Annotated in this window: 14 protein-coding genes; 6 read left to right on the top strand and 8 right to left on the bottom strand. The window is 57.4% G+C overall.

Features of this window, described 5'->3' with window-relative positions:
- The first annotated feature begins 9 nt into the window (after positions 1–9).
- From DW171_RS05035 to DW171_RS05010, 6 genes are all read left to right on the top strand, one after another.
- On the top strand, positions 10–1,791 hold the full coding sequence (locus DW171_RS05035; RefSeq protein WP_118270618.1) for a 1-deoxy-D-xylulose-5-phosphate synthase: 1,782 nt from the start codon (positions 10–12) through the stop codon (positions 1,789–1,791).
- Between the two features lie 455 nt (positions 1,792–2,246).
- The gene (locus DW171_RS05030; protein WP_118270617.1) at positions 2,247–3,242 is read left to right on the top strand and encodes a glutamate ABC transporter substrate-binding protein; all 996 of its coding nucleotides are present in this window, start codon (positions 2,247–2,249) and stop codon (positions 3,240–3,242) included.
- Positions 3,243–3,381: 139 nt separating this feature from the next.
- Positions 3,382–4,041: an amino acid ABC transporter permease gene (locus DW171_RS05025; protein ID WP_118270616.1), complete on the top strand. Its 660-nt coding sequence runs from the start codon at positions 3,382–3,384 to the stop codon at positions 4,039–4,041.
- The gene (locus DW171_RS05020) at positions 4,038–4,871 is read left to right on the top strand and encodes an amino acid ABC transporter permease (RefSeq protein WP_118270615.1); all 834 of its coding nucleotides are present in this window, start codon (positions 4,038–4,040) and stop codon (positions 4,869–4,871) included. Before DW171_RS05025 ends, DW171_RS05020 begins: the two co-directional genes overlap by 4 nt.
- Positions 4,872–4,907: 36 nt before the next feature.
- Positions 4,908–5,672 (top strand): amino acid ABC transporter ATP-binding protein, encoded by a 765-nt coding sequence (locus DW171_RS05015; RefSeq protein WP_118270614.1) that lies wholly within the window; start codon positions 4,908–4,910, stop codon positions 5,670–5,672.
- Between the two features lie 87 nt (positions 5,673–5,759).
- Complete coding sequence (locus DW171_RS05010; RefSeq protein WP_118270613.1) at positions 5,760–6,569, top strand: gamma-glutamyl-gamma-aminobutyrate hydrolase family protein; 810 nt, start codon at positions 5,760–5,762, stop codon at positions 6,567–6,569.
- A gap of 113 nt (positions 6,570–6,682) precedes the next feature.
- Here the strand turns inward: DW171_RS05010 and DW171_RS05005 are convergent, their stop codons facing one another.
- The 8 genes from DW171_RS05005 to DW171_RS04970 form a co-directional block, all read right to left on the bottom strand.
- A complete protein-coding gene (locus DW171_RS05005) occupies positions 6,683–7,498 on the bottom strand; it encodes a hypothetical protein (RefSeq protein WP_118270612.1) in 816 nt (271 codons plus the stop codon).
- Entirely contained in the window at positions 7,482–8,306 is an 825-nt protein-coding gene (locus tag DW171_RS05000; RefSeq protein WP_118270611.1) for a hypothetical protein, read from the bottom strand. Before DW171_RS05000 ends, DW171_RS05005 begins: the two co-directional genes overlap by 17 nt.
- Positions 8,303–9,064 (bottom strand): ABC transporter ATP-binding protein, encoded by a 762-nt coding sequence (locus DW171_RS04995; protein ID WP_118270610.1) that lies wholly within the window; start codon positions 9,062–9,064, stop codon positions 8,303–8,305. The genes DW171_RS05000 and DW171_RS04995 overlap by 4 nt, the downstream gene beginning before the upstream one ends.
- 144 nt (positions 9,065–9,208) lie before the next feature.
- Positions 9,209–9,538, bottom strand: coding sequence for a helix-turn-helix transcriptional regulator (locus DW171_RS04990; RefSeq protein ID WP_118270609.1), 330 nt, complete (start codon positions 9,536–9,538; stop codon positions 9,209–9,211).
- Positions 9,539–9,546: 8 nt separating this feature from the next.
- The gene (locus tag DW171_RS04985; protein ID WP_147357339.1) at positions 9,547–10,086 is read right to left on the bottom strand and encodes a hypothetical protein; all 540 of its coding nucleotides are present in this window, start codon (positions 10,084–10,086) and stop codon (positions 9,547–9,549) included.
- Between the two features lie 251 nt (positions 10,087–10,337).
- Positions 10,338–10,694 (bottom strand): Hpt domain-containing protein, encoded by a 357-nt coding sequence (locus DW171_RS04980; protein ID WP_118270607.1) that lies wholly within the window; start codon positions 10,692–10,694, stop codon positions 10,338–10,340.
- 24 nt (positions 10,695–10,718) lie between these two features.
- On the bottom strand, positions 10,719–12,599 hold the full coding sequence (locus tag DW171_RS04975) for a diguanylate cyclase (RefSeq protein ID WP_118270606.1): 1,881 nt from the start codon (positions 12,597–12,599) through the stop codon (positions 10,719–10,721).
- A gap of 211 nt (positions 12,600–12,810) precedes the next feature.
- Complete coding sequence (locus DW171_RS04970; RefSeq protein ID WP_118270605.1) at positions 12,811–13,608, bottom strand: alpha/beta fold hydrolase; 798 nt, start codon at positions 13,606–13,608, stop codon at positions 12,811–12,813.
- Positions 13,609–13,665: the final 57 nt, after the last annotated feature.

The following is a 13,665-nucleotide window of genomic DNA, read 5'->3' as shown; positions in this document are numbered from 1 at the left end:
CCCACAACGATGCTGCTTACGCAAACGACAACGCCCGAGGACGTCAAGGCTCTCGACCGCGCCGAGCTTCCGCTGCTCTGCGGCGAGATCCGTCAGGCAATCCTCGAAAGCTCCGCCGCTGTCGGCGGGCACGTTGCCCCCAACCTGGGCGTCGTTGAGCTTACGGTTGCGCTTCATCGCGTGTTTAACTCCCCCATCGACAAGATTGTCTTTGACGTTTCGCACCAGACCTACGCCCACAAGGCGCTGACTGGGCGCGCGTACACTTATATCGATCCGGAGCGTTATGGTGAGGCTTCTGGCTTTGCCAATCCCGACGAGTCCGAGCACGACTTGTTTGCCATGGGCCATACCTCCACGTCGGTGAGCCTGGGCTGCGGCCTGGCACACGCTCGTGACCTGGCGGGCGATACGTACAACGTCATTACCATCATTGGCGACGGCTCGCTTTCGGGCGGCTTGGCGTTTGAGGGCCTCGACAATGCCGCCGAACTCGACAGCAACTTGATCATCATCGTCAACGATAACGACCAGTCCATCGCCGAAAACCACGGTGGCTTGTATCGCAATCTGGCCGAGCTGCGCGCCAGCAACGGCGCCTGTGAGCGCAACGTTTTCCGCGCGATGGGGCTCGACTACCGCTATCTGGACACCGGCAACGATGTGTTGACCCTGGTCGACACGCTGCAGGAGCTGCGCGATATCGATCATCCCATCGTGCTGCACGTCTCCACCGCAAAGGGCAAGGGCTTTGAGCCAGCCCAGAGCGACCCCGAGCGCTGGCATCATGTGGGTCCGTTTGACATGGCGACTGGGCGCAAGCTCTGCCCGGGCCATCCGAGCGAGCCTGCGCCGCGCACCTATGCCGACATTACGGGCGAGGCGCTCAGCGCCGCCATCGAGCGCGATCCGCAGGTTGTGGGCATCACGGCTGCCACGCCCTACATCATGGGCTTTACACCCGAGCTTCGCGCCGCGGCAGGCAAGCACTTTGTCGACGTGGGCATTGCCGAGGAACACGCCGTGACCTTTGCCACCGCGCTTGCGCGCTCGGGCGCCAAGCCAGTCTTTGGTGTGTACGGCACGTTTTTGCAGCGCGCCTACGACGAACTGTGGCACGACCTGTGCCTCAACGACGCCCCTGCAACCATCCTGGTATTTGGCGCGTCGATCTTTGGCACCACGTCCGAGACGCACCTCTCGTTCTTCGATATTTCCATGCTGGGCGGACTTCCCAACATGCACTACCTTGCACCTGCCTGCATGGAGGAATATCTGTCCATGCTGAGCTGGTCGCTCGACCACCGCGAGCATCCCGTAGCGATCCGTGTGCCGGGCATTGGCCTGGTAAGCCGCCCCGACTTGGCGCCTGCCGAGGGCGACGATTACGGCGTCGCGCGCTACAACGTCGTGCGCCAGGGCCGCGACGTTGCCGTGCTCGCGCTTGGCGATTTCTTTGAGCTGGGCGAGCGCGTGGCAAACCGTCTGACTGCCGAGTACGGCATCGAGGCCACGCTCGTCAACCCGCGCTTTGCAACCGAGCTCGACCGCGAGTTCCTCGACAGCCTTGCCGCCGAGCATCGCGTTGTCGTCACCCTCGAGGACGGTATCTTGGACGGCGGCTGGGGCGAGCGCGTGGCATGTTATCTGGCATGCACGCCGTTGCGCACGCGCACCTTCGGCATCGCCAAGGGCTTCCCCGACCGCTACGACCCCAACGAGCTGCTCGCTCAGAACGGCATGACGGCCGAGAACATGGCCGCCGAAGCCGTGAGACTACTCAACGAGTAAAAAACCTCCGCAAGGGAAGCACCCCTGCGGAAGTTTTTATTTTTGAGCTCAACTATCTCAATCTGTAACATCTAGGGCCCGAATTCCCGTCTAACTGTTACAGATCTAGATAAGACGTCTTAGTTCCAAACCTTTGTCTCGATCTGTAACAGATAGAGACCTTTTGGCCGTCTACCTATTACAGATCGAGACATTCGAATTCCCCTGAAGAGAAAATCTCAATCTGTAACAGTTACTCGGCAAAAATGGCTGCAGATGTTACAGATCGAGACAAAACAGCAAGGCATGCCGCTGCATCTGCAAGAACCACCACAAAGGTGCCTGTCCCTTTTTGGTAGGTAGAATAACCTATAAGACAAGTATGTTTCTGAGTTATTTCGTGTTGACCCATTTGAGCGGGATGGGGTATAACTCTACTCAACCGCTAGGGATTTTATTGAGAAAGGTGTTCACCTATGAGCAAGAACCTCTCCCAGCAGGTCGTTCTCGACCGCCGCGGCTTTGTCGCCGCCACCTTCGCAACCGTCGCCGGCCTTGGTCTTGCCGGCTGCTCCGACACCAGCGCCGAGGCCGACAAGGGTTCCGCCGCCGGTTCCTCCAAGAGCTCCGAGGGTACCGAGGCTTCCACCACGCTCGACGCCAAGGCATTCGACAAGCTCGTTAACAACGGTCCCAAGGCCGATGACGATGCCATCGCCGCCAGCACCTGGGCCACGGCCGTCAAGGACGCCGGCGTCTTTAAGATCGGTGGCGTTCAGACCTCCACGCTCTTCTCCCTCCTCAACGAGAAAGACGGTCAGACCCGTGGCTTCGATGCCGGCATCGCGCAGCTCCTGTCCAACTACATTCTGGGCGAGAACAAGATCGAGATCACCCAGGTGACCTCGGACACGCGCGAGTCCGTCCTACAGAACGGCCAGGTCGACGCCGTCTTTGCCACCTACACCATCACCGACGAGCGCAAGAAGCTTGTCTCCTTTGCCGGTCCCTATTACTACACGCAGCAGGCCATCCTGGTACTCGCCGACAACGACGACATCAAGAGCGTCGACGACCTGGCCGACAAGAACGTCGCCGTCCAGTCCGGCTCCAACGGCCCCGCCATCCTGGAGGAGTTTGCCCCCAAGGCCAGCCAGCAGGAGTTCAAGACCGACGAGGAGGCACGTCAGGCACTCCAGCAGGGCCGCGTCGATGCCTACGTCATCGACAACAACATGCAGCAGAGCGCCCTGGTCCGCGAGCCCGGTAAGTACAAGATTGCCGGTAAGCCCTTCGGCAGCAAGGAGCCCTACGGCATCGGCCTGCCGCTCGATTCCGACGGCGTCGCCTTTGTCAACGACTTCCTTAAGAAGATCGAGGACGATGGCACCTGGACCGAACTGTGGCAGATCTGCATTGGCGACCGTACGGGCGACACCAATGTTCCCGAGCTACCCGAGATCGGCGCCTAGGCAATACGCCTAGTAACGGCCGCTACGAAACCATATGGAAACGCATGATGCGCTTTATTGCGCTAAACTGTTTCCTCACTGAGTTGTCGGGGCTTCCGTACACACGGGAGCCCCCTTTCCTTATCGGCGGGAGGTCCGCATGAGTCTCTCCGAGCTCTGGTCGCTCTATGGCCAGAACTATATCGACGCGTTGCTAGCAACCTGGGGCATGACACTTGAGTCGTTTGTCATCGCCATGGTGCTGGCCGTCGCCGTCACCGTGATGCGCGTGTCGCCGCTCAAGCCGCTGCGCGTCTTTGGCGACCTGTATGTTCAGGTCTTCCGTAACATCCCCGGCATCGCGCTGCTCATCATCGTCGTCTATGCGCTGCCACCGCTCAAGGTCGTCCTGCCCTACCGCACCTGCGTTATCGTCGCCACGGTCCTTTTGGGCTCGGCCTTTGGCTCCGAGAACTTTATGAGCGGCATCAACACCGTCGGCGTCGGCCAGGTGGAAGCCGCACGTTCGCTCGGCATGAGCTTCAATCGCATCCTCGCCAAGATCGTGATTCCGCAGGCACTGCGCTCAAGCGTATTGCCCATGACGAACCTCTTTATCGCCGTCATGCTCACCACCGCGCTCGGTAGCCAGGTGCCGCTTAAACCGCAGGAGCTCACCGGCGTGGTGAGCTACATCAACACGCGCTCGCTCGGCGGCGTCGTCGCGTTCTTTATCTCGGCACTCGGCTACCTGGGCACGGCCTTTGTGGTGAGCCACATTGGCAACTATATCGATAAGAAGGTGAGGATCCTCCGATGAGCAAGCACTCCTCCCCCGCGCTCACCATGCGCGATGCGCTCTACGAGGCTCCCGGCCCCAAAATGCGCGCCAAGATTCGCATCGGCACCGCCATCTCGCTTGTCGCCGTGGCCGCCCTTGTCGCCCTCGTGCTGCAGCGCTTTTATGTGACTGGTCAGCTTTCGGTCCACTATTGGTATTTCTTTACGCACCTCACCACCTGGAAGTTCTTGCTTGCCGGCTTTGAGGGCACCGTTAAGGTCGCGCTCACCGCCGGCGCTATCGCGCTGGTACTGGGTCTGGCCCTCATGCTCGGCCGCACCAGCGACATTAAGCCGCTGCAGCTGGTCTGCCGTGTGCTCACCGATTTCTTCCGTGGCGTGCCGAGCCTTCTGTTCATCTACTTCTTCTTTTTGGTGCTGCCCCAGTACAAGATCGCGCTGCCGTCGTTTTGGATGCTCACGCTTCCCGTCGCGCTCGCTGCAGCCGGCGTACTTGCCGAGATCTTCCGTGCCGGCGTCAACGCCGTGCCGCGCGGTCAGGTCGAGGCCGCCCAGGCACTCGGTCTCTCCAAGGCTAAAATCACCTTTAAAATCGTGTTGCCGCAGGCGATTCGCTTTATCATTCCGTCGTTGATTTCGCAGCTCGTGGTCGTAGTCAAAGACACCACCGTCGCCTATGTGGTGAGCTACCCCGACCTCATGCAAAATGCCCGCGTGCTCATTACCAACTACGACGCCCTCGTGTCGGTCTACCTGGTCATCGCGATCATCTACATCCTCATCAATGTCGCGATCAACAAGGCCGCTGTCTACGTCTCGCACAAGACCGGCGCGACGATCATCCGCTAACGCTTTACCATTTCCAGTCAAAAGGAGCCGAGCACCATGGCACAGAGCACTTCTACTTCTGGCAACCAGCCGCTTATCGAGCTCAAGCACGTCGATAAGCACTATGGCGATCTGCACGTCCTCAACGACATCAATCTGTCGGTCGACCGTGGCGAGGTCGTCGTGGTGATCGGGCCCTCGGGCTCGGGCAAGTCGACCATGTGCCGCACCATCAACCGTCTGGAAACCATCGACTCGGGCGAGATCCTCATCGAAGGTCAGCCGCTTCCGCAGGAAGGCAAAAACCTTGCCCGCATGCGCGCCGAGTTGGGCATGGTGTTTCAGCAGTTCAACCTGTTTGCACATATGACGGTGCTGCAGAACGTCATGCTGGGACCGGTCGACGTGCTGGGCGTGTCCAAGGAGGAAGCTCGTGAGCGCGCCATGGACCTGCTGAGCCGCGTGGGCGTGGCCGAGCAGGCCGACAAGGTGCCCGCACAGCTTTCGGGCGGCCAGCAGCAGCGCGTGGCCATCGCCCGTTCCCTCGCCATGCAGCCCAAGGCCATGCTCTTTGACGAGCCCACGAGTGCGCTGGACCCCGAGATGATCAATGAGGTGCTCGAGGTCATGGTTCGCCTGGCCCAGCAGGGCATGACGATGATCGTCATTACGCACGAGATGAACTTTGCCCGCCGCGTGGCTGATCGCGTCGTCTTTATGGCCGACGGCCAGATCGTAGAGACCGGCACGCCCGACGAGTTCTTCGACCATCCCCAGACCAAGCGCGCCCAAGACTTCCTCAACTCCATCAAGGGCCACTAACCAGCCATCCCGTGGGACAAATCCATCGGAAGTGTTGTCCCACGTCTTTCATGCGCCCTGTCACCTTCAGATTCGAAAGCCACACCCATGATCGGAACACACACCTCATCGTCCTACACTCCGCACGTCGACGTCGATCCCGCCGACCGCCCGCTCATCCTGGTCGCACCACGCTGGGAAGAGGCAAAGCCGTTTTTAAGCGAGACGCTCTCCCCCAACGAGGAAATCGCAAGTGTCTTTGTCGATGCCATCCTTGCCGCCGGCGGCCTGCCGCTGCAGATGTCCATCACCGAGGACATTGAGGTCATCCGTCATTACGTCGATATCGCCGACGGCATCGCCATTCCCGGCGGCCCCGATGTCAATCCCAAGCGCTGGGGCGATGATCGACCCTACGACCCCACCCTCTGCTGCGAGATCCGCGATAGCTTTGAGTTTAAGCTGGTCGGCGAGGTGCTTCGCGCCAAAAAGCCGCTCTTTACCACCTGCCGAGGCACGCAGTTGCTCAATGTCGCCACCGGCGGCACCCTGTGCATGGACGTGCCGAGCCTGGGCGCTCGCGAGGGCCGCACTCAGTGGCGCCATACCCACGTGCTCAACGACCCCGTGCATCCCGTCGAGGTCGTGCCGGGCTCGCTGCTGGAGCGCGCGCTTGGCGGGCACAGGCTGATCCAGACCAACTCGGCACATCACTGCTGCGTCGACCGTCTGGGTAAGAGCACGCGCTTGGTCGCCAAGGCAACCGACGGCGTTCCCGAGTGCATCGAAGTCGAAGGCCAGCCGTTCTGCCTGGGCGTGCAATGGCATCCCGAATACACCTGGCAGACGCTCGAGACCGACTTTAACCTGTGGAAGTCGTTTGTCGAGGCAGCGGCCAAGGTTAAGCAGGCCCGTTAGCTCGCAAGCTACACAAGTTAAAGCCTCCTAAGCCAAGGGGGGGGCGGACACCAGCCACGGTGCCCGCCCCCGCTGTATTTGGTATGCTCGGTATGATCATCCCTCACAAACAATCAAAGAAATCTCGACCGCAATCGGTCGACTGTAAAGCAGATGGCAAAAACGCTTGCTACGTTTATTAGGCAGTCAATTAAAATCGAAACGCATTGACCGTCCCCCAACGGGGTCACGCCGCAAATCCACATGAGCATCGAGGCTGGAAGCGGAAGCATGGAATTGGCCCCGATCTGTATGTAGATCGCTACAACGTTGACAAGCAACAGCATGCCAATCGGACCGAAGCCGGACCCAAAATAGGAAACAACGATTACGCAAGAAACCACGTATGCAAGGCAGGCGGCGGCAAGAACAAGTCGATAGCAAAATACATGCAGGTTGAAATACTGCTGAGCATCCAAAACGATCGCGCAGTTAAGACAGTACAAAACGACACTTGACAGGATAAACGCGCCCAATAGGGCGAAAGAAGACAGCACCGTTCGCGCAACGGTAACGCACGCCCGCTTCCCTCCCCGAGCCTCCGACAGCCCCCACGGTTCCTCGACAAAGCCCGAACTGACAAAGCGCGGCACAATACAAGCCGCGATGAACGGAAAGAACAATGCATGAGCCAACGGGGCTACGTTGAACAGCAGACCGCGAAAAACCTCTGCATTACCAAATAGAAGGACATCCTCCGCCGATAGCCGAAGCGTCGGGTCTGGGAAAAAGCCCAAGAAACTGTTCTCACGGAGGCTACAGAACCACATCGGGAAAGAATTAAGCTGCAATACCACCATGCACGCATAAATTGCCGGGATTAAGGCGTACGTCCATTTACTCACGTGCTTCAATTCTGAATGGAGGAATCTTTTAATCTGACGAGCCATTGAGCACACCCCCAGCACGAAAGCTCACGAGAGCGTAAATCAATACCGATAAACAGCTGGCTGCCACGCCATAGCCCAGAAGCGCCAGTTGCCCCATATCGCTATACCCAAGGGCGCATCCGACTCCAAGGTACGGCCCAGGAAGGAAGAAGATCCATCGCAAGGATGGTATAGGTGCCTGAAGGAAGGCTCCGTAGAGCGTCAAGCTCATGACAAATCCGATTATTATTGCAGCCTCGCTCAATACAGCGCTGCCTGTAATCCGATAGATGGTCACCGTCTCCAGCGCAACCGATATCACCAATACAGTGTTGACTATCATTGCAGGCAAAAATGCAGCCAGCATGCCATGCGCGTAGCTATGCCCTCCACGTATTATGGCTATTGCAAACAGAAGAAAGCAAAGCGCACTATATGCTGCGCCAATTATTAAAGCAGACGAAAGCGCATGAGCTAGAGCCCCATAAAAGCGGGTAAGACCTCTTGCTGAAGAAATTCGGTATCCCTCTTCATAGCCGCGCTCCTGTAAAATCGCCAGGCAAACGATGAGTGGAACGAACAGAGAGGTGCCGGCAAAAGCACTGCGCACAAGGGACTCATCGGGTGCAGAAGGATCGATTACATTCCAGACGAAACCAATATCCTCCCCAAAAACGCTATTGCCAAAGGCGAGCAACGTTGTTCCGTTTTTTAGAAAGACACCGAAGAGAAGGCCGAACGCCAGCATAAGCGCAAGACCAAGCTTCGCCGGAAACATCCTGTACAAACGCATCATATCTGCCTTTATGGGATGGATCGCCCGCTTCATAGCGAGACCGCCTTCATCAAGCGCCTGTAATACTCTTTTAAGGACGACGCCTCATCCCTTATGACGTCCATCGATTCCTTTTTCAGCAGTTCGCCGTCATGAAGAAACAGGCAGCATGTTGCAACCGATGCCAGCTCATCCAAGTCGTGGCTAGAAATAAGCATGGTTTTGCCCTGTTCTTGATTCAATCGACCGATAAGGGCCCATATACTCTCGATGCCCAACGGATCCAATCCATTTGCCGGCTCATCGAAAATGAGTACGTCGGTATCGCCCAACAAAGCCGTAGCTATATCCAGCCGCCGTTTCATTCCCAGAGAAAAACTGCCCACGCTCTTTTTCTCATCGACGTCCAGCCCGACAAGGCCCAAGACGCGAGGAACCTCACGTTTCTCATCGAGCCCCCATTCCGCACATCGGATCCGAAGATTCTCAGCCGCACTGAGGGATTGGTATGCTCCGCTGGAATCTGGCACATAGCCGACACGCGTCCGCATCAGACTCAGCTCTTTTTTCGACTTGCCTCCAAAGAGCTCCACACTCCCCGACGATGGCCCACAGAGGCCCAGCACTATTTTAATAAGCGTGCTTTTACCCGCCCCGTTTGCACCAACAAGGGCGCAAAGCTCAGACTGACCCACCTCGAAGGAAACGTCATGCAACACACGCCGTTTTCCATAGCGCTTTGACACCTTTGATAGCTTTATCGCTGATGTGTTCATTGGACCCCCGTTCTGCTTGATAGAAAAACCGCTCATATCGTTCCTTCTTTCCTTTATCGTTTTCCATGGTTGTTATTGTTTTTCGATAACTCATATTTGTCAAGATAATCTAAAAGAAGGGACCCGTGTTAGACACAGGTCCCTTCACGCTGATACTTCGTTTTAGTTGTTTGCCTTAAGCTACTCGTCACTCAAATCGACAGCGAAGACTGATGTCGGAAGCGATACCTCATTGCCTCCGCCGTCCCGCATCTGTCTCACGACATTTTTTGCGCGCTCGACAATAAGCTCCTCAAGCTCTTTCTCGCTCACGCGCTGAATAATATCTCCCGGTTGACAATCAAGCTCATCACAGATATTGAGAAGCGTCTTTAGGCGAATAGCTTTTATCTTTCCGTTTCTAAGCTTTGAAATATTAGCCGGAGTATGCCCCGTCGCCCGAATCAGATCAGCGCTGGTCTTTCCGGTCTTAAGCAGCTGCGTCTCAAGCTCGATGATGAGATAGCTCATGTTTCCTCCTACACAAGCTCGTCAGACTGCTCTTGGAGCAGCGAGGCATAACTCCAGATCGCCGAGATAAACAAACAGACAACTGCGCCGATAAACGACCCCGTATCAAAGGTAGCGCCTTGGCAAATCTCAATGACGAAGGAATGAGGCACGATGTAAAGCTCCAGTCCGCCAATGGTGAGATTGACCGATCCATAGGCACCAACAAGCGAAACCGCGGCGTTAACAGCAAAGGCAAGCGCGAGAACACGGATAAGCCGCACATGCGTCTTGGTAAAGGGCGAGACGCCCCGCGAGATGTTACGGCTGATTCCGCACAAAACGACAAGCGAAGTACCCACAACGAGTGCCAGGCACAGTCCGCTTGGGATAACGATGCACCCGCCATTGAGAAGCGTCACGACACCAAAAGAATCGACAGAAGCAACGTTTGTAACCGCATACCAGATCACGCAAACAACCAACGCGGCAAAAGCGACGAGCATCCCTGCAAAAACGGCTGCCATGCAAAAACCAAGCTTCCTGATATTTTCGCCCGCCTTGGCCATACGTTGAACGCTGTTGGACATACACTCACCCTCATCGACTCTATCGTTATTCGAACAGTTTATCGAACAACGATATGGATTGCATGCGGAAAGCCCTGCCAGTGCGCATAGGCCATTCACTAATCAGAAAGGGTGAGAGTGGATTTTTGGACACTTACCGAACGAGAGTGGATAATCTCCCACTTTGAGGCCACCACGGGGCCAAAAACGGGAGATTATCCACTCTCATAGTCATCAAAGCTCGTAAGCCCTTATTCTGCCGCCTCGCGTAAGGCCGACATCGTAGCTGCATATTGCTGCTGCAGCGCATGCATTCCCTCGCGAGCGCCGTCAACGGCATCGGCGCCGCGCAGCGCTTCGGTCACCACGACCGCCGGCTCGTACAGATTGTTGAATCCCAGGTTCTGGCTCACGCCCTTGAGCGTGTGCGCTGCCATAAACGCACCCTTGGCGTCTCCTGCCGCCATGGCGGCCTCCAGCTTGTCTATGCTCTCGTCATCCAAAAACTTGAGGGCAAAGCGGGCAAGCATTTCCTCGCCCATCAGCCGAGCGCACGCGTCATCATAATTGGCGCCGATCTTCTCATACGCCTCACGCATGGAAATCATGGATTAAAAACTCCTTTGGTCAAACTAAATCGTGGGAAACGCGGCGATATCGGCGGGGCGTGCCAACGTCTCGGCAATACGGTCTCGCACCTCGAGCAAACAGTCGAGCAGCAACGGGTTAAAGGTGCCGCACTTGCCGTCCAGAATCATCTGGATCGCTTCCTCGTGCGGGATGGCGTCTTTGTATACGCGCACGCTCGTCAGCGCATCGTACACGTCAGCCACCGAAACCACCTGTGCGGCAATGGGGATATCGTCGCCCTTAAGGCCGTCGGGATAACCTTTGCCGTCCCAGCGCTCATGATGCCAGCGCGCAATCTGGTACGCATATTCCATAAGCGCATTGCCGGCGTGATGACGACCCAGCTCACGCAGTATGTCGGCGCCGATCGTGGTATGCGTCTTCATAATCTCGAACTCCTCGGGCGTGAGGCGCCCGGGATTGTTGAGAATCGCATCGTCAATCGACATCTTGCCGATATCGTGCAGCGCCGAAGCCAGGGCAATCGTGGAGCGCTCCTCGTTGTCGAGGGAGATGTTGTCGCTACGCTGGACCAGGCAGGCAAGCAGTAGCTCGGTCAGCTTCTCGATGTTCGTAACGTGCCTGCCGCTCTCGCCATTGCGAAGCTCCATGACGCCAGCCATGATGTCGATGAGCATGCGGCTGTTCTTGATGCGCTCGTTGTACTGCTGGGACAGCAGGCTCGTCAGACGACGCTGCTTGGCGTACAGGCGGATGGTGTTGCTTACACGGCGGCGTACGACACGAGAGTCAAATGGACGGCTGATATAGTCCGAGGCGCCCAGCTCATACGCGCGCAGAACCATATCATCGGAATCTTCGCTCGAAATCATGATGACAGGCAGATTGTCGATACCCGATCGGCGCGACAGATCGGCCAGCACCTCAACGCCGCTTATGCCCGGCATCACAATATCCAGCAGCACGAGCGACAACTTATCGCCATAGCGGTCGACCATGTCGAGCGCCGTACGACCGTTATCGGCCTCGAGGATGCAATACTCGTCCTTGAGCATCTCGTTGAGAATGGCTCGGTTCATCTCGGAGTCATCGATAATAAGCACCAAAGGCTTTTCGCTTTGGAAGGCCTCGATGGAATCGGAATCGGTCACGACCGTACCGGCTTTTGCCTTAGCGCGGCTCAGTAACTGGACAGCGCGGCCAACGCCCTCGTCGACCGTCTCGCCATGAATGCGAACACCACCAACACATGCCGTCAAGCTCACGTACTCATGGCCCGGAATAACCGTGGAATGAACGGCATCGGATACCTGATGCAGGCGACGGGTAAAGTCATCGGAGGGAATATCGGGCATGACGACCACAAACTTGTCGCAGCCATAGCGCACAAGCTCGTCAGTCGAACGAATACCGCTGCGTATGGCTGTCGCTACAGCACCGAGCGCAAGGTCGCCGGCATGGCGGCCACACGTATCGTTGAAGACCCTAAAATCATCAAGGTCGATCACCGCCACGCCGGCCTTCATGCGGGCGCTACGAAGCTTTTCTTCGTAATATCGGCGATTGCGTACACTCGTCAGCACGTCGGTGTAGACAAGGTCCTCTTCTGCGGCCTCCTGCTCATCGATCGGACGTACCATCAGCAAGACGTGAGGCTCGCCCTCGACCTTTAGAGGGCGCAGACGGGCGCGGTACTCAACACCATCGTTGAGCAGTTGCTCCGACACCTCATCGGAGTCTGCCAAGGCCTCAAGACTTGACTGACGCAGGCAAGGACACCGATCACCGGCGAGCAGGCAGTTAGGCTCGCTCTTAATCTGATCGGCCGACAGCAAACGCACCACGGGGTAGGTCTTCGCGACGCGGGCGACCTCGGCGGCAGCCTCCTCGTCGGTTAGATTAACCTCGTGATTATTGAGCATATGGGGCCCTTTCGATAGTTTCGCATGGTAGCGGTGGGTTCCAAATGTTACAAGGGTAACACCTTGTCGATGCAGGTAAGCACGTGAATGCTGTTACATTTTTATGAGTTGGCAGACGGCGCGATCGAAGCCGCAGACGTAAGGTTTTGAACACATTTGTTAGCACGGCCGAAACGTCTGCGGGTGAAGCCCGCTTTGGCTATTGCGGCTGCTAGAGCCCCAGGATGCCACGGACAGCCCGGGCAGCCGCTGCCGGTCGATCGCGTAGGCCGTTGTGCGCGCCGGGAACCATTACGAGTGGACAGTCCAAAAGCTCAGCCGCCACCCTCGTGCCCGCCTCGCGGGGTGTACCGACCGAAAGCTCGCCCAAAAACACAGCCGACACCGCCTTTGACGCGCGGGCACGCTCCCAGTCGGGAGCATATGTCATATTTGTTCCGTATTCATTGGCCATAAAGCAACGACCATTGCGCAGGGCATGCTTGGCTTCCGCTTCGGTCGTCCCAGGAGCCTCGGGGTCCAAGTCGCCGAGAGCTCCCAAGAAAAGCCGAAGCGCCCTTGAAACCTTTCCAACCGCAATCATATCGAGCAAAATCGGAGCTGCACCCATGCCGACGCCTTCGGCCGACACAGCCGGCTCATGCAGAATCGCACGGGCGACGAGATGGGGTTCGCTGCGAAGAAGCTCCAGCGCCACCAACGTACCGGCGCTGTGCGCAAGCACATTTGTCGGAGCGCCAACGTGTTCGATCACGGCCTGCAGGTCGGCGGCCTGAGCGGCAAGATCATAGCTGCCATCTGCCGCTTCGCTGCTGCCGCCACAGCCGCGGCGGTCGTAGGCAATTACGCGGTAGTTGCGACTGAGTTCACAAGCGATGCCGTCAAAAAATGTGCCGTCGACACAAGCGCCGTGCACGCACACCAAGGCAGGAGTATCAGGCGACACATCCGGGCCGGCATATTCGCGACAGGCAATCGTGGTGCCCGCATTCTCGATCGTAAAATCCATGTTGTGCCCCCATCATCAACGCCCATCCAGTTGTACGTCAGTACGGTTGGATGGACC

The organism is Collinsella sp. AM15-2, from assembly GCF_003471985.1.
Taxonomy (GTDB): Bacteria; Actinomycetota; Coriobacteriia; order Coriobacteriales; family Coriobacteriaceae; genus Collinsella.
The sequence above is the reverse complement of the archived record's forward strand: the minus strand, read 5'-3'. Positions and strand labels throughout refer to the sequence as shown.